Origin of the sequence: Hwanghaeella grinnelliae (assembly GCF_004005845.1) — a bacterium.
GTDB lineage: Bacteria > Pseudomonadota > Alphaproteobacteria > UBA8366 > Aestuariispiraceae > Hwanghaeella > Hwanghaeella grinnelliae.
Window position 1 is genome coordinate 788601 of record NZ_SADE01000001.1, and the last position, 22659, is coordinate 811259.

Here is a 22659-nt window from a genome sequence, read left to right on the forward strand (position 1 = left end):
CCGCGCCCCTTATCTGTTCATCCCCGCAATCAGGGGAGGGGGATGATCACCGGGGCGGCGTTTCCTCACCCGAACGGTGCGCCAGGGTGGACCCGGGCGCAAGAAGTCTTTCGCGGCGTGCAAGCAGTCGCTCCCGGTGGAAGGTATAGAACCCCATGCCGACGACGATGGCCGTGCCGACCATGGTCCAGAAGTCCGGCAGGTCGCCAAAGACAAGATAACCGACACCGGTCGACCAGATCACGATGGTATAGCGGAAGGGTTGGACGAAGCCGATTTCTCCCTGGCGCATGGACATGACGCCGAACAGATACCCCACGGTCAGCAGGCAGGCGGCGCCGGCCAGGAACCCCAGATGTCCGGCCTCGACCGGGTGCCATTCGGTGAAGGGCAGGCACAGGCCGGAAACGAGGGTGATGGCAATACCGGTTGCCAGGGTGATGTAGAGCGACGGGACCTTGCGCGGCAGGCCTCGGGTGGCCAGATCGCGGATCGTTGCCATGCCGACCGCCGCGACCGCCCAAAGTGCGAAACTGTTGAACCCTTCCATGCCCGGGCGGACGATGATCATCACCCCCAGGAAGCCGACAAGGATGGCGCTATAGCGCCGCCATCCCACGTGTTCTCCCATAAACAGGGCGGCGCCGAAGGTGACGGTCAGGGGCATTGCCTGCATGATCGCCCAGGCATTGGCCAGCGGCATGCTGAACAGGGCGGTCAGGAAGCAGAAGGCCGCGCCGACCTCGCCGATCACCCGCAGGGCCAGGATCTTGACCTCTCGGGTGCTCGGCCGATAGGCCAGTTCGCCCCGCAACTGTGCCAATCCGCCGACCAGGACAATGGTGAAAAGCCCGCGCAGGAACAGGATTTGGAACAGGGTCAGGTCGCCTGAAATCCATTTGATCGCCGCGTCGTTGCAGACGAATCCCGCCATCGAAATGGCCATGAAGGCCGCGCCGCGGAAATTTTCCTGCGATGGGGTCGGGGCAAGGCCCTGCGCTGGTTTGGTCAAAGCGAGCGGCCCTTGATCACGGCGTCGCTGCCCAGTTTCTCCCGGATCTCATCCATCACTCGCTCCAGCTTGGCGGCCTTGTCCCGGTCGGGATCGGCCAGGTCGGGGACATCGGCGTCTTCCGGCGGGCCCAGATCCGCCCCGCCGATCCCCAGCAATCGGTATCGCCGACCATCCGCCTCTTTCTCCAAAAGCTCCAGCCCCTGGCGGAACAGAATTTCGGCAAGTTGGGTCGGCGTGGACAGTTTTCGGCTGCGGGTCAGAATCTTGAAATCGGCGGTGCGCAATTTCAGCTGCACGCTGCCGGCGGAATATTCGTGCTTCTTCAGCCGCCGAGCGACGCTCTCGCAAAGCGGCCACAGGATGTGCGCCAGTTCGTGAAAATCAGAAAGGTCCTCGGCGAAAGTGGTCTCGTTCGAGATGCTCTTGGTCTCCGATGTGGGGTCTACCTTCCGATCGTCGATCCCGCGCGAAAAGTGATACAGTCTTTCGCCCATGGAGCCATATCGCTGTATCATGTTTTTCAGCGGCATTTCCCGCAACTGACCGATGGTCGACAAGCCGTCCTGGTGCAGTTTCCGCTCCAACGCCTTGCCGACTCCCCAGATCATCTTCACCGGTTTTTCAGTCAGGAAATCAACCGCCTCGGCCTCGCCGATCACCGCGAATCCGCGCGGTTTGTCCAGGTCGCTGGAGACCTTGGCGAGGAATTTGTTGTAGCTGAGCCCGATGGAGGCGGTGACGCCAGCGTCGCGCTCGATCCGAAGTACCAGTCCGGCCAAGGTCCGCGCCGGGCTGCCGCCGTGCAGACTCTCCGTTCCGGTCAGATCCAGGAAGGCTTCATCGATGGAAAGCGGCTGCACCAAAGGGGTTGCATCGCGCATCATCTGGCGGATTTCCCGGCCGACGCCGGCATATTTCTCCATATTGGGTCGGATCACGACGGCATCGGGACAGGCCTGCAACGCTTTGAACATCGGCATCGCGGAACGGACGCCGTACATCCGCGCGACATAACAGGCCGCGGAGACAACGCCGCGCCGGCCGCCGCCGACGATGACCGGCTTGTCGCGGATTTCCGGATTGTCCCGCTTTTCCACCGAGGCATAGAAGGCGTCGCAATCGATATGGGCGATGCTCAGCCTATGCAATTCCGGGTGACGCATGGTCCGGCGCGAGCGGCAGGCGGGGCAGAGCAGAACCGTGCCGCGCCTGTCGCTCTCGCTAGCCTCACCCTCGTTTTGTGGCGCGGCGGGAGCGGTCCAGACATGCAGACAGTCCCGGCACAGACAATCGGGGTCGGGTCGTGGGATATCCGCCTGATTTTCCGCGCCGTCCGGCATCGGTAATTCCTCCGGGTCATTCCTCCGGCCAGAGCCAGGCGGCGCCGCGCACCCCGCTGGAATCGCCGTGCCGCGGCGGCAGCAGGCGTGTGTTTACCTGGTCCGAGAACACCCAATCCTTCAACAAAACGGGGATGTTGGTATAGAGCCGCTTTATATTCGACAATCCGCCGCCCAGTACCACGGCATCGGGATCGACGATATTGATCATATGCGACAAGGCCCGGGCCAGCCGATCTTCGTATCTGCGAAAGGTTTCCTCTGCCGCGTCGGACGAATCGCCGGCCAGGATATCGGCCGATACCTGCGTGCCGGTATGGTGAAAATGGTCGCGCGACAGGCCGGGACCCGACAGGAAGGTTTCGATGCAGCCCTGTTTGCCGCAATAGCAGGTCGGGCCGGGGCGCTCCGCATCCCGCGGCCAGGGCAGGGGATTATGCCCCCATTCCCCGGTGATGCCGTTCGGCCCATCGACCAATCCGCCATTGACGACGAGACCACCGCCGACGCCCGTCCCCAGTATCACCCCGAAAACGATGGCTGATCCGGCCGCCGCGCCGTCGACCGATTCGGAAAGCGCGAAACAATTGGCGTCGTTGGTTACGCGCACCGGCCTGTCCAATACCTTTTCCAGGTCGCGATCGATGGGATTTCCGATCAACCAGACCGAGTTCGCGTTCTTGACCAAGCCGGTATCGCGGGAAACCGTGCCCGGCATGCCGACCCCGACAGGGGCCTGTCCCCCGGCTTCAATCTCAAGGGTCCGGACCACGCTCTTTATCGCGTCGAGGGTGTCCTGATACCGCCCTTGCGGCGCTTCTATGCGTCGCCTGGCGATGATCTCACCGCCGCTGTCGAGCGCGATCCCCTCGATTTTCGTTCCACCCAGGTCTATCCCGATCCTCATTTTCCAATCCGCATTGATTGATCCACTGACTTCTAAAAAACTTTATTAGGGAAATTGGCTAGTTTTGTTTAAGGGGATAGTCTGTTAGACCGATGTTAACCTACTGGTAAGTTTGCTGATATATCGGTGGTCTTGGGTTCCGCAAGGAAAACGGGGCTGACGACATGAAGCTGCCGTTAGGGAAACCTGGGCAATGACGGTAATCTGCTGGACAACTCGGGTTCTTGGCATTCTGCAAGTGAGGGTTCTATGACGCATAAGGTAATGATCGTCGAGGACAATGAGCTGAATATGAAGCTCTTCCACGATCTATTGGAATCCCGTGGGTACGACATCATCGAAACCCGAGACGGTATGGAAGCGCTGAAAATGGCGCGTTCCGAGCGGCCGGACTTGATTTTGATGGATATCCAGCTGCCCGAAGTATCGGGACTGGAAGTGACGAAATGGATCAAGGAAGACGATGATCTGAAGGCCATCCCAATCATCGCCGTAACGGCCTTCGCCATGAAGGGTGATGAGGAAAAAATTCGCGAAGGCGGTTGCGAAGCTTATATCGCGAAACCGATTTCGGTGACCAACTTCTTGGAAACGGTCGCCCGTTTTCTGAATTAGTATCCCTGACTTTGAACAGGACCGAGAAGCATGGTGAACGGAGTTATTTTGGTGCATCACCTTCCTGTCGCGGGCGTCCTGTTCCGGCAAACTTTCTGCTGCCATCTTTCCTGATCGGCTGACGAAGAAACCTCATGACCGCACGCGTCCTAGTCGTCGACGATTTACTTCCGAACGTGAAGCTGCTGGAAGCCAAGCTTACCAGTGAGTATTTCGACGTCGTCACCGCCGGTGACGGGCCGAGCGCGCTGGCGTCGATTGCCGAAAATGCGCCCGATATCGTGCTGTTGGACGTGATGATGCCCGGCATGGATGGGTTCGAGGTTTGCCGCCGCATCAAGGATGACCCGAAAACCACGCATATCCCCGTGGTGATGGTGACGGCGCTGTCCGACAACGCGGACCGCGTGCGCGGCCTGGAAGCCGGCGCCGACGACTTTCTAACTAAGCCTTTGAACGATACGGCTTTGTTTGCGCGCGTGCGCTCGCTGGTGCGGCTGAAAATGCTGACCGACGAATGGCGGCTGCGCGAACAGACGTCGGGTCAACTCGGTGTTCTGCAGGAAGAAAAGGCGATGACCGACGTGGATACGTCGGGCGCGCGGGTGCTGATCATCGAGGAAGGCGAAATCGACTGGATGAAAATCAGCGAGACGCTGAAGACCGAAAATGCAGACCTGGAACATGCCCGCAACAGTGAAGAGGCCCAGACGGCGGCCATGTCAGGGCCGAGTTTCGACCTCGTCATCGTCAATCTGAACCTTCGCTCCCAAGACGCCCTGCGCCTGACCAGCCATCTTCGCGCGATGGAACGGACGCGCTATACGCCGATCCTGCTGGTGGCGGAGGAACACGACATGGAAAAGGTCGCCAAAGGCCTGGACCTTGGCGTGAACGATTATCTGATTAAACCGATCGATCGTAACGAGTTGCTCGCCCGCGTGCGCACCCAGATCAAGCGGCAGCGCTATCAGGAACGCCTGCGGGACAATTACGAACGCAGCCTGGTGATGGCGCTGACGGATTCGCTGACGGGATTGTACAACCGCCGCTACGTCACCGCGCATTTGGGCGGCATGATCGAACGCCACAAGCAAACGGACAAGCCGCTTGCCTTGTTGATGTTCGATATCGACTTCTTCAAGAAGGTAAACGACACGTTCGGGCATGCCGCCGGGGATGAAGTGCTGATCGAAATGTCCCGCCGGGTGATTGATCATGTGCGCAGCGTCGATACCGTGGCGCGGTTGGGTGGCGAGGAATTCGTCGCCGTTCTGCCTGATACGGAAGAGGAGGTCGCGCTCGTCGTGGCCGAACGGCTGCGCTATACGATGGCCGCAGAGTTGTTCGAAATGAAAGCCGCGAACACTGCGGAAACGGTCACGATTTCGATCGGTGTCGCCATGCTTCAGGGCGATGATAGTCTCGACAGCCTGATGAACCGGGCGGACGAAGCGCTGTATGCGGCAAAAGGCGCGGGCCGGAACCTGGTCGTGATCTTAAAGGACGGCAGCACGCAGATCCTGCCGCAAACCAAACCTGGTGCCGAACCGCCGGAACCCGCGGCCGCGGGCTGAACCGGTATTCCAAGCATTTTCGTGCCGGCGTGGCGCTGCACGATCAATGCGGCGCGTTTTCCGCGTCGGGATAGGCTTTCAAAACCGATTCGATATTGTCCAGGTTCTCAAGCAGTAGGTCGACTATGCGGGGTTCGAACTGCCTGCCGCTTTGCTCGTTCATGAAATCGATGACTTTTTCAAGCGGCCAGGCAGCCTTGTAGCAACGATCACTTCCCAGCGCGTCGAACACGTCCGCCACGGCCGTGATCCGGCCGAAGATGTGAATATCATCGCCTTTCTTGCCCGCGGGATAGCCGCTTCCATCCCATTTCTCATGGTGATCCCGGGCAATCAGCGCGCCCGCTTGCAGCACGCGCTTGTTTGAGCTTTTCAGCATCTCGTAACCCAGTATTGCATGGGTCTTCATGACTTCCCATTCGTCGGGCGAGAGCGTGCCGGGTTTGTTGAGGACCTCGTCCGGAATGCCGATCTTACCAACATCGTGCAATGGGGAAGCGAGGCGCAGTATCTCTGCCTCATCCGCCGGCAAACCGTACTGCAAGGCCAGCAGTCTACTGATCTCGGCAACGCGTTTGACGTGATTGCCGGTCTCCTTCGATCGTGTCTCGACCGCCTCGCCCAGCATGTAGACGATTTCGCGCTGCGTCTGCTCGATCTCCTGATGCAATTCAACATTCTCGAAAGCGATGGCGACGTTGCGCTGAAACACTTTCAATAGGGTCCTGTCCAGGTCACTGAGATCGCGTGTAACGCCACGTAGATACAACAGGTTTTGTTGCCCATTGGCCCCTTCGATCCTGCCAATGTATCGATCGCCGACAATGTCGGTTTTGAGGGCGAGATCCGTTTGTTTAAGATCCGCGTGAATATCCGGAGCAAGATCCTTTGAGACGTTTTTGCCGACTAGCGGTTGATAATTTCCGGTCGCGGCCAGAACCCGGAATCCTTCGCCCGTCTGGCTCACGGCCAGCCCATCGCTCTTGCAATACACCGCGTCATCTTCGATATGCAGCAAGGATGTCAGTTGCTCCAGCACACCATGGGCGAACTGTTCCATGGATTTCAATTCGAAGATGTTCGCGGAGGCCTCGATGACTTCTTCCAGCCCCCGTTTGTTGTTCGCAAGGGCGATGATGTCACGATAGGAACGCAAGGCAGCGTGCATCAAGGTAAACAGCTTTTTGGACGTAAGCTCGGTCTTCTCTTTGTAGTCGTTGATATCGTATTCGGTTATGACCCTGCTTTCCGGGGCCTGGCCCGGTTGGCCGGTTCGTAGAACGATTCTGACATAGTGATTGTCCGCGACTTCCCGAACAAAGCGGGCTACGTCCAATCCGGCATTCTCCGTTTCCATGACGACATCGAGCAAAATGATTGCGGTATCCGGATGCTTGAGTATCGCCTTCCTGGCATCAGCACCCGAATAAACAGATATGAATTCCAGTCCCCTGCCGTTGAATGTGAATTCGGACAAAGCCATTCGTGTCACAGCATGAATATCCGGCTCGTCGTCGACGAGCATGACTTTCCATGCCCGGTCCCGCGCCAATGCTTTCTGGCCATCATCCGCAAATATGAGAACGTCAGGGTCCACCTCGTTTTTACTCATTCTGAGTGTCCTAACTGAAGCGGAATGTGGAAAGTGATGGTTACCCCTTCGCCCGGGGCACTGTCACAGGTGACGGTGCCACCAAGTTTCTGAGTAACCAGGTTGTAGACGATATGCAGGCCTAGGCCGCTGCCACCGGCGCTGCGGTTGGTTGTGAAAAACGGATCGAACACCTTTGGCAGGTTTTCCGCGTCTATGCCTCGCCCCGTATCCTTGTAGACAAGTTGGGCCGCTGTTCCATCAGGTTGGGCTGTAATGGAAATTTGACCCGGTTCGTTTTCGGGAAAACCGTGAATCATAGAATTCAGCACAAGGTTTGTGAGAATTTGCGCGATCGAGCCGGGATAGCTTTCCATCTCAAGATCTTCGTCGCCGTCGATCAGTACAACGACGTTAGGGTTTTTCTTAAGTTGGGGGTTGAGGCTCTGCATCACTTCCCGGACGTATTCGAGAAGTTTGAAGGACCGCATTTCCTCAACCGACTGGTCGACCGCAACTTGTTTGAAGCTTCGGATCAGGTCGGCAGCGCGCATGAGATTGGCAGAGATTATCGCGCTCGACTGCGTTGCGGTTTCCAGGAACTCCTCGAAGGAACTCTTCTTCATCAAGTCCTGCTCGAACAACCCCTTAAGGACTTCGGTCCTTTCCTGCAGGTGGCTGGCTGCAGTGACACCCACACCGATGGGGGTGTTAATTTCATGGGCGACACCAGCGACCATCCCGCCGAGAGAAGCGAGTTTTTCGGATTGGACCAATTCGGCCTCAGCCTTTTTTTGATCGGTGATGTCGGTGCACCAAATAATGAATGTATTTTTTCCTTGGTGTATGATCGGAACAGCATAGATCTTTGCCCACCACTCCTCGCCATTGACCTTTCGCCGTGGCATGATCGTGCTATCGGGGCCGACGCCGGTATTGAAATGCTGGTTCGCCAGTTCGTAATCGTTTTTGGATACGAAGCTGTTCACAAAGCCGTATGCGTCCAATTCTTCGAGACTTTCTGCGCCGAAGAGCTTGAGATAGGTGCTGTTGGTGTAGGCGCGTTCCTTGATTTCGTCGCCGACGATCGACACGCCGATCGGTGAGGTCTCCAGAATTTGGCGCAGGTGTTTTTCGCTCTCTTCCAGTGCGCTTCGTGATTCTTTCAATTCGGCGAGCGTCGCCTCCAATTCCTTCTCGGCCTGTTTTTGCTCGGTAATATCCGTGTGCCAAACGACGATGCATCGCTCGCCCATGAAATCCATGGGCACAGCATCCAGGAGTGCCCACCAACGTTCGCCGGTGACCCGTTTCCGCTCGACAATGAAGCGCCGGAACGCGGTTCCGTTTTGGATATAGTCGCGGGCGGTCTCCCAATCCCGTTGGTTCACATAAGTATCGCTCAGCCCAAATTTGTTCAGGGCGTCCAATGATTGAACGTTGAACATCTCCAGCAGGCGGGAATTGCCGTACAATCGTTGACCGGTTCCTATGCGCAGGGCGACGATACCTGCCGGGGAACTGTCGAAAAGCTGACGCAGGCGCTTCTCGCTCTCCTGCAATGCATTTCTCGACTCCTTCAATTCGACGAGTGTCGTTTCCAGCTTATTCTCTGCTTTTTTTTGGTCGGTAACGTCGGTGTGCCATACGACGACCGCCGGTTCGCCCATGAACTCCAAAGGCACAGCATCAAGCAGAGCCCACCAGTGTTCGCCGTTCACTCTCTTTCGCTGAAAAATGTCACGCCTGAATGACGAGCCCGATAGAATATGGTTCCGCACCTTCTCCCAATCGGTTTTGTTCACGTAGGTCTCGGACATGTCGACGGCGTCGAGTTCATCCAGACTTTCTACAGCAAACAGTTCCAGGAAACGCGGATTGGCGTATAACCGTTTTCTGGTTCGCGCATGAACGACAGCGACACCGGCAGGAGAACTGTCGAAAAGGAGGCGTAGATGTTCTTCGTCCGTCTGCTTTCGGTCGCTCGGATGATCTTGCTGACTCGGATTTTTCGGGAAAAACCGAGCCAGGCCCTTAGAAAAAGTGTGAAACCAGTTAGCCGATTTCATTGATGATCCCGTATCCAGGCAATGCTTCTGATTTCGACGCCCTGCACAGGCTTCCGCAACAGGCTGATAGGGCCGCGGTATCGCCGTGTAATATTGAGTATGACGGTTCGGGAAGAGAGAAGCCGGGGAACGAACAATTGTTCCATACGCGCATTGGCCCGCGCCGCAGATTTGGCCTCAATCTGATGAGCACACGTATTTGGGTAAGGATGTTTTCCTGGTATTCTCCGTTGCGCCGCGCTCTTCAAATGGAGTGACGTTGGAAAACGCCGGCTCAGCATCTCAATAGTCCCTCATATTTGCAAAAATTGGCGGGATTGCTTTCCTGGAACAACTATTGCTCCTACTGAACATCTAAAGTGCTAATATACAGTTAAGTGCCAATTTATCGGGGGCGCCGGAAAACGAGGTTTGCGGAAATGACGAGAAGGGGTTTTGTTAACAGTCGTTGATTGGTTTTCCCAATATGTAAACGCCTGTCATCTCGTTGGTCGGCGTCGTTCATTCAAGTGGGGACGGTAAAATGATATAGTCTTCGCAAGAGGGGCTCCTGACGTATCCGGAATGGAGTTCAACATGCGAACCGACTATGCCTATCAAGATGCCATTCGGCGGGATTTCCGCAACAAGGTATCGGCCGTGATCGCGGTCGGCCTGTTGGCGCTCGTTCTGACCGGCGCGATCGAAGACAAATCCTTTATGGTCAGCGATGTTGATACGACCGGCGCCGCGGCGGTCAATGTCGGCGTCTCGGGTGGCGATTCCAGGGCGCGTTGACCGACCGGCACAGGCGTCCGAAAAAAAAAGGCCTCCGATGGGGAGGCCCTTTTGCTTTATGGCGAAAACCACTTGATCAAGCCGGCATTTGCTTACGCCGCGACTTGAGGATGCCGAAACCGAGCAGGCCGGTGAAGAGCAGCGGGAAGGCAGCGGGCACCGGAACTTCGGAAGGCGTGCCAAGGCCGCCATCGTCCTCCGTGCCTGCCGTCAAACCACCCAGAAAGACCCCTGAGTCCAGAGAGGTATCCCCTTCATCCGCGATGATCAGTGTCAGCGTGTGAACGGAAACGTTCAGATCAAGAAGGCCCGTGACACCGAGAACGTCGGTCAGACCGTCGTATTCGATGCCGTAGGAATTGTCTTCATTGTCGTTGAACTCGTCCTGTGTACCGCTGGACTGCAGGATGCGCTCACCACCGGGAAAGACGGCGAAGTTCGTGCCGTCGACGAAAAAGGCGAAGGCATCGGTGAAACTCGGAAATTCCGAAAATTCCTCGGACCCGAAGACCAATTCCGCGGAAACCGACGTGATGCCCGGATCGACAGTGAAGGAAAAAGACAGGACGTTCTGATCGTTGCTATCCGAATAGTTCGGCGTTCCGTTGAACTCAGCATCCAACTGGGTGTTACTGCCGGTGCCCGTTTCGTTGCTGAAACCCGTATCGGTATTGCTGAGCGGGATATCCGCGACACCTGTCGTCAGCAAAATGCCGTCCGGCAGATTCAGGGTCGGTTCCCCAGGATCCGACGATGGCAGGGAAAAATCGGTAAAAGTGCCGGATTGCGTGCTTGTACCGATAAAGGAAGTCGAGCCCCCCTGCACGGTGATGCCACTAGACGGCGCCAGCAACGCATTCACAAGGCTGAGCCCCGCATCTGCGTTACCATCCACCGTGGAGATGCTCAATGCGTGAGCCGGCATTGCTGGGAGAGCCAAGAGCGCGCCGACTATCAGCGTGCCGCGGATCCTCGGCATATACTTTTCGACTGAATTTCGAGTCATTTCATCTGTCCTTATAAATGACGACACTATTTTTGGACTACGACGCCAGCACGGTATCACCGTCCGAAGGGAAGGTTGTTAACCGATCTCTAATGAACATTGATGAGCGTTGACAGATGTATCAAAAACGTCAACGGGCCGAAACATGTTCGGCCCGTTGCTCGTGACTGCCGCGCAGGCGGCGGACGTTATTTAAAGATTTAAAAACAAAGGCTAGGCGGAACGGATATCCTGTAGGAATGATTCCACCCGGTTCTTTAGGCTGGCTGCCTGTTTTGACAGTTCCTGCGAGGTTGAGAGGAGTTCCTGCGACGCTTCACCTGTTTGCTCAGCCGCGGAGCTGACCTCGCCGATATTTTCGCTGACGTCTCGGGCCGCACCGGAGACTTCCTCCACATTGCGGGAAATCTCGTTGGTCGCGGAATACTGCTCCTCCGTCGCGGCGGCCACGGCGGCGGCCACGTCCAGTACATCGCTGACCTTCCGGGCGATCATCGAGATGGCCTCAACCGCGGAGGTCGTCCTGCCCTGCACGTCGGCGATCTGTTTCGCGATCTCCTCGGTCGCGTTGCCGGTTTGACCAGCCAGGGCTTTCACTTCGTTCGCCACCACGGCGAAGCCTTTGCCAGCCTCGCCCGCACGCGCGGACTCGATCGTTGCGTTTAGGGCAAGCAGGTTGGTCTGTTCCGAAATATCCCGGATCAGATTGACGACTTCGCCGATCTTGTCGGTTGCGTCGGCCAGTGCCCGGACTTCCTTTTCGGTTTCCTGCGCCTGTTGCTGGGTTTCGCGCGCCAGCGTATTGGCATGGCCCATTTGCTGGGTGATCTCCGCGATGGAAGCGGACAGTTCGGTGGCCGCCGTTGCGACGGTTTCCGTGCTGTTCGACGTTTCTTCGGAGGAAGTGGCGACAACGGTCGCCCGTCGGGTCGAGCTGTCGGCCAAGGTGTTCAAGGATTGCGCGGTCTGTTCCAACTCCGTGGACGCTGCGGAAACGATGGATGTCATTTCCGCGGCATCGGTTTCGAAGGCCTGGGTGATCTGGCGTATCCGGTCAGCACGCTCAACATCGGCCTGCTGGCGCGCATTGGCTTCTTCCTGCAACTCTTTCGCCTGGATCAACCCCTTTCGGAAGGATTCCAGGGCCTCGGCCATGGACCCGACCTCGTCACCACGGCCCGTGCCGGGCACAGTGACCTCGTAGGTGCCACTGGAGAGGGTTCCCATCGTATCTGTAATGGAGACGATTGGTTTGGAAATACTGTTGTTGAGAAGGAAATACGCAATCACGGCAATCACGATGCCGAGCACCGACCCGACAATGGCCGCCGTCAGCAGGATCACGAAGGACAGTTCGGAATCTGCCCGGTATTGCGCGAAGACTTGGTCGGCGGCCGCGCGCAACCCGTCATAGATTGTATCGATATCGTTCAGATAGGTTTGGCCGGTTCCGTTCGCTTCGATAATGCGGGCCTCATCCACGGTCAGAGGTTTGCGCATCAATTCTATTTGTTTCTTGGCGATGGCGCGCCATTCGGCCGTCCGCTTCTCGTATTGCTCAACCAAGGCGGCGGCTTCGCTCGTTGTCAGCCGGCTTTTCACGCTGGCCAGTTTGGATAGCATGGTTGCTGCGCTGGCATCGAACGCGGCGATGTTTTCTCTGTCGCCGGTCAGCAACAGACCCCGGATGACCAACAATTGTTTGTTCGCTTCCGAGTGGATTTCATCGAGAGTGCCGAGGATCTGTTGGACACGTTCCGTGCCCGCGGCGGCATTTTGGGCCCTTTGTACAGACAGGGTCGTGGCGATCGCACTGGCGACCAGAAGCGCTATCAGAAGGCCAAAAACGATGATCAGCTTTTTACCGATGCGGAGGTTATTAAATGTTTTCATAGTGAATTACCCCTTCTGCCCGCCGTTACGACGCAACGCCATTGAGAGCCCGTCGTTCGAACTCGGTTAGATTGACCTCCACCGTGATGGCGCCGAGAGGGCCGCCTTGGGGATCGGTAACGGTCATGTTCAACTGCGCGCGCCACGTTTGCGTACCGTCGTTGAATTCCGGTTCATCGACAAAGACGGCGCTGGGGCCGACATCGTAGGTTTTCTGAAACTTGCCCTCATCACCCTGCCAATAGTCGCTGGTCACCGAGCTTTGCCCGGCATTCAGACCGTTGGTGTCCATGACGAAGATTTCCGTGAACAAACCCACGGAATTCGCCTGAACCCGGATCAGGTAGGATGAAAGGGGATTGGCCAAGACCGACGTGATCAGCGGCTGATCGTCGATTTCCCGTTCCGCGCGCCATTGTTTGTCCAACGCGTCGATTTTGTCCTGCGGCAGTTTGCCATACAGCGACTTGCGCCCCGCAAGGGCGGAAACGACGACAGGCGCCGTGGCCCATTCGCGAACCTTTTCGATGAAGGCCGGTGTGATCATTTCGTCGACACCCAACTTGAGAGGTTCGGCGGACTGCGCCGTGGGCGACCAAGCCAAACCTCCTAAGAGAATTGCGCCTGCGATAAGTCCTGGGAGTGTTTTGGGCATTGTCTTCCTCAACGCTATAACAGTGACGATCGACGACATGCCGCTACGCGGGCAAATTAGCCCGGTGTCTGCGGATCAGTCGTCTGTTTCGAGGAAGGTAGCGCCGTAATTACTAACAATTCTATAAAGTGATCCTAATTGAAAATTATTGGCGGTTTGTTTGGTAAATATTTTGGCGGTTGATTGTTGCTTTTGGTCTTGTTTGGGCGTTCTTCGGCTTTGTGCGGGAAACGCACCTTTGATGTAAAAGTTAGCAATGACGGTTAAAAAGTGGACTGCCAGTGAGAGGAAAGATGGCGGATTTCGAGCCAGTCCTGACCGTCTACCGTTTATAGGGATAGAGGATTTCGATTGTGTGATCGGCCATTTCGCCGTCCTCCGATAATGGGAGTTCGAGATACTTTACATTAGTAAATGTCCGATCTTTTATGTTTAGCGGCCCCTCAATATAGGAAATAAACAGATTTCGGCAGGCGAATTCGTCAAATTCGTCGCGCACGACTTGCTCGGAATAGACTTCGTTCATCTCTTCCCGCCCAAATCCCTGGGTCGTCAGACCATACAGACTGTCGATGCTGCTGCCTGATAGGCGAACCGTGTAGTCGAAAGGATCGTATCGGACTTCGTGGATGCAGACCCATCCATGCCAGCCTTTGAAGTCATAGAAATTGAAGTCCGCGCGCGTCGGTACGTGCCGACCCTGCCGCTTCGACTGCCAGAGGGCGACCAGGTCGGAAAAAGTGGGAATTTCAGCCGGATCGACATCCGGTTCGAAATATTTGTATGTCCATCCCTGATGTCGCCGCCAAACGGTCATTCATGCCTCTACTGGAACTCACAAAAGGGCACACTAAGCAGTTCCGTTGCCCTTTTCCAGGAATGTGAATGCGGCTTTTCCGGTTTTTCCGACGCATGCCATTTCGGTCGGTGTGTGCCAAAGCCGGTGGGCATGAAAGGGCACGTGGCAGGGGGGCAGGACGGAAGACACGGCAAGGTATAGACCGGGTCGCTTGTTTTCCGCGCCGAATTCGGCCCAGTATCGCGGCCAGGAATTGCGCTGAAGGCATTGACACGTTAGCTGCTGCGACCGTCAGAATTCGATTTGTGATGCGCGTTATGCGGCAAGCCAACCTTGGTTCCAAACAGTTAGGGCGTCGGCCCGGAACGCCTTAAAGACGCGACGAGATAGAAGATGGCGTTGGACGTAGAAGACGTTATGGACGGCGGCGTGGATCGAAAGGAATCGCTGGGCGGAGCCCGGTGATTTAAACCGCTGCTGTTTTCGTTCCCTCCGTCGAACGGGTCGGTGTGAGTTCTCAGCTCGATTGTTCGCGCGTATTCCCTGATCATGGACCGCAGACAACCGCTCTTCGCGGATCGCGACAGCGTAGGATTTGAGCTTGTCCGTGGTTATGCGCGTCGGCGCAAAGCCTTGCTTCTTGAGCAGCTTTCGGAGCAATCGCCTAGCCGACCTGGCGCAACGTCGCGGCTGGACCAAGAAGTCCCTGACCCTCATCGTCGACCGCGCGCCACAACCAGTGTTTTTGGCCACGGATCTTGATAACCATCTCATCGAGATGCCAATGAGCACTGGCGCGAGGACGGCTGCGGCGAAGATTGCCTGCAATCAACCGCCCAAACTTGAGGAACCAGCGGCGCACCGTTTCGTTCGAAACGTCAATGCCGCGCTCGGCAAGCAGATCCTCGACATCACGGAAGGACAATGTGAACCGGGCATAGAGCCAGGCCGCATGCTTGATAATCTCAGCCGGGAAACGATGGCGCTTGAAGGAAAGTGGGGTCATGCACCGATCGTACCTGCCGTTGATCGCTCTCGCCACTGACTTAATGTGTTAATGCCGTTCGGTTACAGAACTGCTCCACCGCCTACAATGAGTGTCTGGCCGGTGATGTAGTTGGACTCCGGCGTACAGAACAGGTAGACGCCGCCGGCTGCTTCGGCGGGCGTCCCGGCACGGCCCATCGGGATAGTGGCCTTTATGCCATCGGCGATCTTCGTGGGAATGCCGACGGCGATTTCGTTTCCATTGACGTTGATCGTCTTCTTTTCGTCTGTCGCTTCGGTAAGCCGCGTATCGATCAGGCCGAAAGCGACGCAGTTCACATTGACCTTCAGTCGCGCCCATTCTTTGGCCATGGTTTTGGTTAGGCCGATCACGCCCGATTTCGCGGCCGAATAGTTGGCCTGACCGATATTGCCGCCGGTGCCCGCGACGGACGAGATATTGACGATCTTGCGGAACACTTCGCGGCCGTCCTCCGCTTCCCGCCTGGCCGCCGGACGAATGAAAGCGGCTGCCGCGCGCGCGATCCGGAAGGGCGCCTTGAGGTGTACGTCCAACATGGCGTCGTACTGTTCGTCCGTCATGCTGTGGATCATGGAATCCCAGGTGTAACCGGCGTTGTTGACAATGATGTCGACCGCCCCGAATTGGTCCAGGCCCGCTTGAATGAACCGGTCACCGAAGTCGGTGGCTGTGACACTTCCAACGACCGTCACAGCTTCGCCGCCGTCATTCGAAATCTCTTCCGCCACGGCGATTGCCGGATTTTCCTCAAGGTCGTTAATAACCAGCTTTGCGCCTTCGCTCGCCAGTTTCAGGGCGACCGCGCGACCGATCCCGTTCCCTGCACCAGTCACGTAAGCGACTTTGCCGTCGAGCTTCTTCATTCCCTTGACTCCCATGCCGATCTGTATCCGCTGCCGGGTTTGGTCTGTTCAAGCGATCTGGTCCCGACCGGAACGTCCGACTTTCCAGCAATTCGATTTCGCTCTGATTAACGGAAATCAGTTGCGCTTGACAAGTTTGTTTGATTGCCAACAATCATAATTGTGAAGATTGTTCATAGCCACGGTGCTGATGAAGAGCGATATGAAAGCGATCAAATCCATTGCTGACATCAGGGCTGTGGAAGCTGCCGGCTACGATGTCTTTTGTCCCCATGCGTCGCCGCAGAAGATAGTCGAGGCATCAGCTTCGCGCTGGCCCGACAGAATCGCCCTTCACTATTTGGCCGACGCCAATGATGTATCGAAAGACCGGCGCTGGACCTATTCGGATTTGTGGAACGATGTGGTTGCCGCTGCGCGCGCCTTTCGAGAACACGGCATTGTCCCGGGCAAGTCTGTCGCCATCCTGGCCAACCACACGCCTGCCGCGCAAATCGCCCTTTGGGGTGCGCAGATCGCGGGACGGGCCGTACCGATCAACCCGTTATTGCGTCCGGCACATATCGCGTCACTGCTGTCGTCCGCAGAGGCCGGCATTGTCGTAATGATGGGGGTAAATGACGAGCAAGACTACTGGACCGGTCTTGTCCCCGCGTTGCGGGAAATGGGTGTCGATTTGCCCATCTTCGACTGTGACTCGGACGGTCCTTCGGCTGGGTCGTCCGGCAGCTTCGAATCCCTTGTTCAGACCGAGCGCGGAAGGCCGCTCGGTTTCGAGATCGAAGGAAACGACGATACCGTTGCCGCGCTGTATCACACCGGTGGAACAACCGGCGCGCCGAAACTCGTTCAGCATACGCGCCGTAACGAAGCGCATGTTGCTCGTTCCTGCGCGCTTTTGCATGGCTATACGACCGACGATATCGTCGTGAACGGGTTCCCGCTCTTTCACGTTGCCGGTGCTTTCGTTTATGGACTCTCGGCCTTGTCGCAGGGCAGTACCATCCTCATCCCAGGCCGTCTGGGTATGCGCAATTCCAAGTTCATCCGGTCTTTCTGGAATCAGGCGGAACGGCACGGCATCACCTTGATCGCGGCGGTGCCGACGATCCTGTCCGGATTGATGAATATTCCTGTGGACGCGGATATCTCGAAAATCCGCGCCGCGCTTACCGGCGGGTCGCCATTGCCGACGGAACTTGCGACGGCCTTCGAGGCAAGTGTCGGTGTCCCAGTCCGAAACATCTTTGGAATGACCGAAAGCGCCGGTTCCATCGCGCTTGAATCGGTCAATGCGCCGCGTACGCCGCTTTGCTGTGGTTTTCCCTTGCCCTTCAGTGAAGTCATGGTGCTCGAAAACCTGCCTTCCGGGGCCAGCCTCGCTCACCGAAAGTCCGCCGGCGAGGCTGGCATCGTTGCTGTGCGTGGCCCCAACATCTCTCCAGGTTACACGGACAGCGAGCGGAATGCGGGCACCTTTCTCGAAGATGGATGGCTTCTTACGGGTGATCTCGGATATCTCGACGAAGAGGGAAAGCTGTACCTTACCGGTCGCGCGAAGGACGTCATCATTCGGGGCAGTCACAACATCGACCCTCAATCAATCGAGGGGGCGTTGTTGGCGCATCCTGATATCGAGTCGGCGGCGGCGGTCGGTATGCCGGACAGCTATTCGGGCGAGTTGCCGATCCTATTCGCGACCTTGCGAAAAGGTGCAACGGTCAATGTGCAAGAGCTTATGGATTTCCTGGAAACGGCGGTCGAGGAACCGGCCGCGATGCCAAAACGTCTTGAGATCATTGACGAAATGCCATTGACACCGGTTGGAAAGATTTTCAAACCGGCGCTTCGCCGGAAAGCCATTCAATGGGCCATCGAAGCCGCGGTAGCGAAATCCGAGCTTCCGTCCGATGCCTTCATGATCCGGATTGACGAAACGCTTGAGGTCGAAATCGAGGGGTCTGCCGAGCATTTCGACATACTTAAAACAGCCACTATGGGGATGCCGATTGTGATGAATTTCAAGAAGAAGGGCAGGTGAGCGTGGCTTCCAAGCAAGCGCCTCTTTTGATCGAGCGCCAGGGTTCGATCGCTATAGTCACATTCAACCGACCGGATGTGCACAACGCGATGAACCCGGAAACCATCTGCCGACTTGCCGATGCGTGGGAAGAAATCAACGCGGCGGCAGACATACGGGTTGCCGTTATAACGGGTGCGGGCGATCGAACTTTCTGCTCGGGAGGGGACCTGGGGACAGCGCTGCCGATCCTGACCGGCGCGCGCGAGCCGGAAGATGAATGGGACCGCCGGCTGGCCGAAGATCCTGACTTGGCGGGCCGTGCGACGCTGAAGGGTGTCGATATGGATAAGCCGGTCATTGCCGCTATAAACGGCAACTGCCTGGCCGGCGGCATGGAACTGGCGCTCGGCTGCCATCTACGCATCGCAGCGGAAGGGTCAAGATTCGCTTTGCCGGAACCGAAACACGGTTTGATACCGTTTGGCGGCGCCTTGGTGCGTCTGCCAAGACAGGTGCCGCAAGTGCGCGCTATGGAAATCCTGTTGACTGGCGATTTCTTCTCAGCCGCCGACGCACTCGAATTCGGGTTGCTGAATCGGGTGGTCGCCAAGGATCAGGTTCTACCGGCGGCCATTGCCCTGGCGGAGCGTATTGCTTCCAATGGGCCGCTCGCCGTCAGCGAGATCATACGCGTCGTCAATAAGGCTAGCGGCCGGCCCTTCGACGACGCGTTCGAGATCGAGACACAAGGCATGAAAAAGATAATGGTTTCCGCAGATGCACGAGAAGGTCCGGCGGCCTTTATCGCCAAGCGCGTTCCTGTTTTTAAGGGGTGTTAGGGCAAATTTTCATTCAGTCGTTTGGTGGCGATACGCCGGGCCGATAGACAAGAATCCACTATGTGAAGGAAGCAAAATGGACGAAATCGAAAAGCTGGAACCGGATGACCTCGCCAGCATGATTTCCTATCAGATACGGCTGATACAGATCGCTGCATATAAGAGCTTTGAGAGCAAGGCACGCGGGTTCGGCAGCGCGCCGCGCTATTACGGCCTGTTGCGTATTGTTGAGAGCAATCCCGGACTGAACCAAAGCCGATTGGCAAAAGCCGTTTTCCTCGATCGATCATCGCTCGTCCCGATTCTGGAGGCGCTTACGAGGGAAGGGGTCATCGAACGGAGCGGGTCGAAAGCCGACAAGAGAATCCGCCGCGTGTTCATCACAGAGAAGGGGCGCGCCCTTCTCGAAGAACTTCGGGCCTTGGTTGACGAACATGAGAGTGACCTTGCCGAACCGTTGTCGGAGGCTGAGAGAGGGATGCTTTCGGAATTGCTTCAAAAGATATCCGATCATCAGCGATCGGGTGACACGTCCTCCAGCTCATTGGGCCGGGTCGCTTAGCGCAGGGCGCAGAAACTCCATCCGCCGGGCGTTTCGATACTTACAAATCGACTTGCATTTTTCACATTGTTTGATATCCATCGTTCTTGGTAGTTTGATACCCAACAATCAAGGAGGCCGGTACATCGACCGGTCCCAAAGGGAGGAAATCATGAGATACGCGTCAGTTGCTCTGTGTGCTTTTTTGACCGTTGCGGGCACGGTCGGTGCCCACGCCCAAGACGTCACCTTGCGTTTGTCACATTGGGTCCCGCCGTCGATTGCACCGGCGTCCAAGGGGATCGAGCCTTGGGCAAGGTCGGTTGAGGCGGCGTCCGGCGGAAGTATTGCAGTCCAGATTTTCCCGGCCCAACAACTCGGCAAGGCGCCGGATCACTACGACATGGCCGCCAAAGGCATTGTCGACCTTGCCTGGGTGAACCCGGGTTACACCGCCGGCCGCTTCCCGATCTATGCCCTGACCGAAGTGCCTTTCATGGCTGATGACAGCATAAAAGGGGCGCAGGCCATTCATGAATGGTACATGGAAAACGGTGCCGCACAGGAAATGGGCGATGTAAAGGTTTGTTTCATCCACCCGCATGCGCCGGGTGCTTTGCACTCCAAGGTCGATATTACCGGCCCCGCCGGTATCAAGGGAAAAAACATACGTCCGGCCCATGCAACAATGGCACGTTTCGTTTCATTGCTCGGTGGCGGCCCGGTCCAGGTGCCGGCCCCGGAAGTGCGGGAGGCGCTCTCGAAAGGAACAGCCGAAGCGGTGACCTTCCCGTGGGGAGCGATGTATGACTTCAAGCTGACCGAAGAGGTCCCGGTGCATCTCGACATGCCGTTCTATCTATCTGCCCAGGTCATGGTTATGAACAAGGCCAGTTATGAAGGGCTCTCAGCAGCGAACAAAGCGGTGATCGACGAGCATTGCTCGCCGGAATGGTCCGGTAAGGTTTCTTCCGGTTGGGTCGAGGACGACTTGGCGGCAAGGGAGAAACTGAAAGCCGACGCGAAGCAGCGTCTCAACACGCCGACCGCGGAAGAAGTGACCGCATGGCGTGAAGCCGCCGAGCCGTTGATCGAGGAATGGAAAGCTCGAGTCGTTGCAAAGGGCGGCGATGCCGATGCGATCCTGGACGCCTACAAAGCGGCGCTGCAGGAACATGGCGCGGCGTACTAAGCGAGCGAACCCGGCGCGGGGGTGACGGCCCCCGCGCATTTTCGTGTGGATCAGTCTATGGGTAACAGCAGCACGGGACGAAGGACTGTCCAACGCGCGGTCCAGTTGATCGAATGCGTCGCGGGCATTGTTCTCGGCATGGCGACGATATTGATCGTGGCCTCGGCGATAGGACGGTACGTCTTGGCGGTTCCCGTACCTGATGCTTTCGACTTGTCTCGTTTGATTTTGGGCGTCGCCATCGCCTGGGGACTTGCCTCGGTCGCGTGGCACGGCACGCATATCAAGGTGGACTTCTTTGCCCATGCCTTCGCGCCTGCGGCACGACGGTGGGTCAACCTCTTCGCTTGGTTGGTGCTGTTGGTCTTTACCGCCCTGATGACCTGGAAGATATGGGAGAGGGTGGATGCAACGATGGCCGGCGGAGATGCGACCATGGATATGCGTCTGCCGCTTTGGCCGTTCTTCCTGGCCATTTGGCTCGGGCTTCTGGCGGCCCTCTTTACCAATGCAATGAAAGTCTGGCGTATTTTCACGGTGGGTAGCGATCTGGAGGAATTCGACGGCGTTGATGAGCACCTTTCGGAGGAGCGACAGTAATGAGCAGCGGATTGATCGCTGCGGGCGGTTTTTTGGTCCTCTTCGTGTTGATGGCGTTTCGGGTACCGATCGGCATCGCCATGGGAATTGTCGGGATCGGCGGATTCGGCGCCGTGGTCGGGTTCGGACCCGCATTGAGCCTTCTGTCTCAATCGCCCATCGCGACGATTACGGATTTCAATCTGACCTTGATTCCGTTCTTTGTCCTGATGGGGGTACTCGCCACAAATTCCGGCATGTCCGCCGAACTGTTTCGGGCCGGTCGGGCGTGGTTCGGGGGCTTTAAAGGGGGGCTGGGTCTCGCCTCCGTCGGCGCCTGCGGCGGTTTCGCGGCAATTTGCGGGTCGTCGGTCGCGACCGCGGCGACCATGACCAAAATCGCCTATCCGGAAATGAAGAGGTCCGGATACTCCGATGCCGCCTCGACAGGTATCATTGCCGCGGGCGGGACGCTCGGAATTCTCATACCGCCCTCGGTCGTGCTGGCGATCTACGGGTTCATCACCGAGACGGATATCGGCACCCTGTTCATCGCCGGCGTGGTTCCCGGCATCCTGGCGATCGCCATGTATATGCTGACCGTACGGTTCTGGTACGGGCGCCAATTGCCGGCGGCCGAACCGTTCAAGCTGTCGGAAGGGCTGGCCGCTCTTGGCGGCGTTTGGGCCGTGGGGCTGCTTTTCGTCGCGGTTATTCTGTCGATCTATTTCGGTGTCGTTACCGCTACCGAAGCAGCGGCGGTGGGCGCTTTGCTGACGGCCGTCATCGGGGTCGTTCGGCGCCGTTTGACTGTTCGCGGGCTGCTGCAAAGCCTGGTCGAGGCGCTGCGGACATCGGTGGCGATTTATGTCGTGCTGATCGGGGCAACTCTCTTCGGATACTTTCTCGCCGTAACGCAAGTGCCGCAGGAGATTACGAGCTTCCTGACAAACCTGGGGGGCGGGCGGTACGGGACCCTGTTCCTGATACTGCTGCTCTTCCTGGTGATGGGATGTTTCCTCGACGCGATGGCGATGATCATCCTCATGGTGCCTATCGTTTTTCCGGTCATCATCGAACTGGGGTTCGATCCGGTCTGGTTCGGCATCATTATCGTTATGACGGTCGAACTGGGGTTGATCACGCCGCCGGTGGGAATGAACGTGTTCGTCATCAATTCGATCGCGAGCCGAGTCAGCCTTCCGACGATCTTCCGGGGCGTTTTGCCCTTCGTGACGGTCGACGTGCTTCGGCTGATACTGCTTATCGCCTTCCCGGCAATCGTCCTCGCTCTTCCTGAGAGCATGAATTGATGAGAAAGAACCGCCAGCCCGTGGACCGTTCCGGT

At 57.3% G+C, this 22659-nt stretch carries 19 protein-coding genes and 1 pseudogene; 9 read left to right on the forward strand and 11 right to left on the reverse strand.

Annotation, left to right across the window (positions count from 1 at the left end; translation table 11 throughout):
• Nucleotides 1–46 precede the first annotated feature (46 nt).
• The 3 genes from EOI86_RS03505 to EOI86_RS03515 are packed head-to-tail and all read right to left on the reverse strand — an operon-like array spanning nucleotide 47 to nucleotide 3262.
• A complete protein-coding gene (locus tag EOI86_RS03505) occupies nucleotides 47–1012 on the reverse strand; it encodes a DMT family transporter (RefSeq protein ID WP_205032041.1) in 966 nt (321 codons plus the stop codon).
• Nucleotides 1009–2355 (reverse strand): DNA polymerase IV, encoded by a 1347-nt coding sequence (locus tag EOI86_RS03510; protein ID WP_127763740.1) that lies wholly within the window; start codon nucleotides 2353–2355, stop codon nucleotides 1009–1011. The genes EOI86_RS03505 and EOI86_RS03510 overlap by 4 nt, the downstream gene beginning before the upstream one ends.
• A 16-nt stretch (nucleotides 2356–2371) precedes the next feature.
• On the reverse strand, nucleotides 2372–3262 hold the full coding sequence (locus tag EOI86_RS03515; RefSeq protein ID WP_127763741.1) for an ROK family protein: 891 nt from the start codon (nucleotides 3260–3262) through the stop codon (nucleotides 2372–2374).
• Nucleotides 3263–3511: 249 nt separating this feature from the next.
• Between EOI86_RS03515 and EOI86_RS03520 the strand changes: the two genes are divergently transcribed.
• Both EOI86_RS03520 and EOI86_RS03525 read left to right on the forward strand, forming a co-directional pair.
• Nucleotides 3512–3877: a response regulator gene (locus EOI86_RS03520; RefSeq protein ID WP_127763742.1), complete on the forward strand. Its 366-nt coding sequence runs from the start codon at nucleotides 3512–3514 to the stop codon at nucleotides 3875–3877.
• Between the two features lie 134 nt (nucleotides 3878–4011).
• The gene (locus EOI86_RS03525; RefSeq protein WP_127763743.1) at nucleotides 4012–5454 is read left to right on the forward strand and encodes a PleD family two-component system response regulator; all 1443 of its coding nucleotides are present in this window, start codon (nucleotides 4012–4014) and stop codon (nucleotides 5452–5454) included.
• Nucleotides 5455–5497: 43 nt separating this feature from the next.
• Here EOI86_RS03525 and EOI86_RS03530 read toward each other — a convergent pair whose 3' ends face one another.
• On the reverse strand, nucleotides 5498–7066 hold the full coding sequence (locus EOI86_RS03530; protein ID WP_127763744.1) for a DUF3369 domain-containing protein: 1569 nt from the start codon (nucleotides 7064–7066) through the stop codon (nucleotides 5498–5500).
• Nucleotides 7063–9114, reverse strand: coding sequence for a PAS domain-containing sensor histidine kinase (locus tag EOI86_RS03535; RefSeq protein ID WP_127763745.1), 2052 nt, complete (start codon nucleotides 9112–9114; stop codon nucleotides 7063–7065). The genes EOI86_RS03530 and EOI86_RS03535 overlap by 4 nt, the downstream gene beginning before the upstream one ends.
• A gap of 576 nt (nucleotides 9115–9690) precedes the next feature.
• Here EOI86_RS03535 and EOI86_RS03540 point away from each other — a divergent pair.
• Nucleotides 9691–9891, forward strand: coding sequence for a hypothetical protein (locus EOI86_RS03540; protein ID WP_127763746.1), 201 nt, complete (start codon nucleotides 9691–9693; stop codon nucleotides 9889–9891).
• Between the two features lie 76 nt (nucleotides 9892–9967).
• On the opposite strand, the gene EOI86_RS03545 is transcribed toward EOI86_RS03540, so the two are convergent.
• From EOI86_RS03545 to EOI86_RS03570, 6 genes and pseudogenes are all read right to left on the reverse strand, one after another.
• Nucleotides 9968–10897 (reverse strand): choice-of-anchor L domain-containing protein, encoded by a 930-nt coding sequence (locus tag EOI86_RS03545; RefSeq protein ID WP_127763747.1) that lies wholly within the window; start codon nucleotides 10895–10897, stop codon nucleotides 9968–9970.
• 213 nt (nucleotides 10898–11110) lie between these two features.
• Nucleotides 11111–12790, reverse strand: a complete 1680-nt coding sequence (locus EOI86_RS03550; protein ID WP_127763748.1) for a methyl-accepting chemotaxis protein — start codon at nucleotides 12788–12790, stop codon at nucleotides 11111–11113.
• 25 nt (nucleotides 12791–12815) lie between these two features.
• Nucleotides 12816–13394, reverse strand: a complete 579-nt coding sequence (locus tag EOI86_RS03555) for a hypothetical protein (RefSeq protein WP_240035565.1) — start codon at nucleotides 13392–13394, stop codon at nucleotides 12816–12818.
• A 373-nt stretch (nucleotides 13395–13767) separates the two neighbouring features.
• Nucleotides 13768–14262 carry a PAS domain-containing protein gene (locus EOI86_RS03560; protein ID WP_127763749.1) on the reverse strand — a complete coding sequence of 165 codons (495 nt, stop codon included), beginning with the start codon at nucleotides 14260–14262 and terminating at the stop codon, nucleotides 13768–13770.
• Between the two features lie 297 nt (nucleotides 14263–14559).
• Nucleotides 14560–15250: pseudogene (locus EOI86_RS03565) on the reverse strand (IS6 family transposase).
• Between the two features lie 62 nt (nucleotides 15251–15312).
• Nucleotides 15313–16137, reverse strand: a complete 825-nt coding sequence (locus EOI86_RS03570) for an SDR family NAD(P)-dependent oxidoreductase (RefSeq protein ID WP_127763750.1) — start codon at nucleotides 16135–16137, stop codon at nucleotides 15313–15315.
• A gap of 202 nt (nucleotides 16138–16339) precedes the next feature.
• Here EOI86_RS03570 and EOI86_RS03575 point away from each other — a divergent pair, with 202 nt between their 5' ends.
• From EOI86_RS03575 to EOI86_RS03600, 6 genes are all read left to right on the forward strand, one after another.
• Nucleotides 16340–18178 (forward strand): AMP-binding protein, encoded by a 1839-nt coding sequence (locus EOI86_RS03575; RefSeq protein WP_127763751.1) that lies wholly within the window; start codon nucleotides 16340–16342, stop codon nucleotides 18176–18178.
• Nucleotides 18175–18999 (forward strand): enoyl-CoA hydratase/isomerase family protein, encoded by an 825-nt coding sequence (locus EOI86_RS03580; protein ID WP_205032043.1) that lies wholly within the window; start codon nucleotides 18175–18177, stop codon nucleotides 18997–18999. The genes EOI86_RS03575 and EOI86_RS03580 overlap by 4 nt, the downstream gene beginning before the upstream one ends.
• 76 nt (nucleotides 19000–19075) lie before the next feature.
• Nucleotides 19076–19561 carry a MarR family winged helix-turn-helix transcriptional regulator gene (locus EOI86_RS03585; RefSeq protein WP_161973672.1) on the forward strand — a complete coding sequence of 162 codons (486 nt, stop codon included), beginning with the start codon at nucleotides 19076–19078 and terminating at the stop codon, nucleotides 19559–19561.
• 151 nt (nucleotides 19562–19712) lie between these two features.
• Nucleotides 19713–20732, forward strand: coding sequence for a TRAP transporter substrate-binding protein (locus EOI86_RS03590; RefSeq protein WP_127763753.1), 1020 nt, complete (start codon nucleotides 19713–19715; stop codon nucleotides 20730–20732).
• A 57-nt stretch (nucleotides 20733–20789) separates the two neighbouring features.
• Complete coding sequence (locus tag EOI86_RS03595; protein WP_127763754.1) at nucleotides 20790–21332, forward strand: TRAP transporter small permease; 543 nt, start codon at nucleotides 20790–20792, stop codon at nucleotides 21330–21332.
• Nucleotides 21332–22624 (forward strand): TRAP transporter large permease, encoded by a 1293-nt coding sequence (locus EOI86_RS03600; RefSeq protein ID WP_127763755.1) that lies wholly within the window; start codon nucleotides 21332–21334, stop codon nucleotides 22622–22624. Before EOI86_RS03595 ends, EOI86_RS03600 begins: the two co-directional genes overlap by 1 nt.
• The last annotated feature ends 35 nt before the right edge of the window (nucleotides 22625–22659 follow it).